The 1487-nt window shown below is 35.7% G+C and carries 3 protein-coding genes; all 3 read left to right on the top strand.

Annotated features, from left to right (window positions below; all coding sequences use genetic code 11):
* Positions 1-186, top strand: a 186-nt coding sequence (locus AC1DRQ_RS31490; RefSeq protein ID WP_477430075.1) for a hypothetical protein, incomplete at its 5' end; no start/stop codon positions are given.
* 2 nt (positions 187-188) lie between these two features.
* Entirely contained in the window at positions 189-854 is a 666-nt protein-coding gene (locus AC1DRQ_RS31485; RefSeq protein WP_477430073.1) for a CatB-related O-acetyltransferase, read from the top strand.
* A gap of 18 nt (positions 855-872) precedes the next feature.
* Positions 873-1487, top strand: a 615-nt coding sequence (locus AC1DRQ_RS31480; RefSeq protein ID WP_477430071.1) for a glycosyltransferase family 2 protein, incomplete at its 3' end; no start/stop codon positions are given.

The raw sequence follows: 1487 nt of genomic DNA, 5'->3' as shown, positions 1-1487 counted from the left end.
GGTGCTACCGGTGTTGAAACTTTTCAGGATTATATTAAAAGCAACGAAGCTGTTCCATTCCTGGAGGGTTCTGCAAGTGATTTTGCCGGGTTAATTTTAAAAATTTCATCGCTGGAAGATTTAGGAAGCAGTAACAGAGATTTGAAAAAGTACCAAAAAGTGATTCAAAACTTAATTGAAAATTAATTATGAGCGCATTTGTAGAAAGAGTCCTCAACCGGATTAAGAAAGCTTTAGCTAAAGTTAATGATATACAAAGAGGGGTAATAATTGGACCAAAGGCATTTATTCAGGGTACTAAAATAACAAAGGGCGCCGTTATTGGCGAAGGCTGCAGATTGTACCAGGCCACCATTAATGGTAACGTTAAAATTGGAAGGTTTTCATCTATATGGGGACCTAACACATACGTTTTGGCAAAGGTTAACAAAATAATAATAGGAAATTTTTGTTCGGTTGCCCGCAATGTAACCATACAGGAGTTTAACCATAATCATAATAAACTGACGTCTTATTACATAGGTGAAAACATATTTAAGGAAAAATGGGAAAATGAGGCTATATCCAAAAATGATATCATTATTGGTAATGATGTTTGGATTGGGGCCCATTGTGTTATTCTGTCAGGATCAACCATCGGAAATGGCGTAGTAGTAGCAGCTCATAGTTTAGTTAATGGCAATATCCCTGATTATGCTATTGTAGCCGGCAGCCCTGCTAAGGTTTTAAGATACAGATTTGATGAGGAAACTATTAAGTATCTGTCTGAACTAAAATGGTGGGATTGGAGTGAAGAAAAGATAAGGGAAAACAAACATCTTTTTATAGATAACTATAAAATGGACAATATATAATTTATATAAACGCAAAGTATGCTTAACCCCCAGGTTTCTATAATTATTCCTACTTATAAAGATTGGAGCAGACTACAGTTGTGTATAAATGCACTTGAAAAGCAAACCTATGATAATGCTTCTACAGAAATAATCATAGTAAACAACGACCCCTCAGATCAGCCTCCGAAAGATTATCATCTTCCTGCAAATATGCGTATCATTTCTGAGGCTAAACCAGGTTCATATGCTGCAAGAAATGCTGCCTTAAAAATTGCAAAAGGCGAAATAATAGGTTTTACAGATTCAGATTGCATTCCGGATGCTGACTGGATAAAAAATGCGGTAATACACTTTCAAAACAATGTTGAATGTAAAAGGATAGGTGGACGGGTTAAACTTTTTTATAAAGAACAAAAGCCCAATTTGGCCGAAATGTATGAAATGGTTTATGCTTTTAGACAGGAAAGTGTTGTAAAACGCGAGGGTACTAGTGTTACTGCAAATATGTTAACGTACAAGGCTTTGTTTAATGACATTGGCCTTTTTAATGACTCATTAATGTCTGGCGGTGACTATGAATGGGGGAAAAGAGCATTTAAAGCCGGTTATAATATTAATTATGCAGATAATGTAATAGTTAACCATCCGGCC

The sequence above is a fragment of the Mucilaginibacter sp. P4_E8 genome (genome assembly GCF_056401495.1).
This window is presented reverse-complemented; position numbering and strand designations above follow the sequence as displayed.

Bases quoted from the DNA above. Each gene is read 5' to 3' on its own strand.
- AC1DRQ_RS31485 (WP_477430073.1), top strand. From the start codon at position 189: ATGAGCGCATTTGTAGAAAGAGTCCTCAACCGGATTAAGAAAGCTTTA.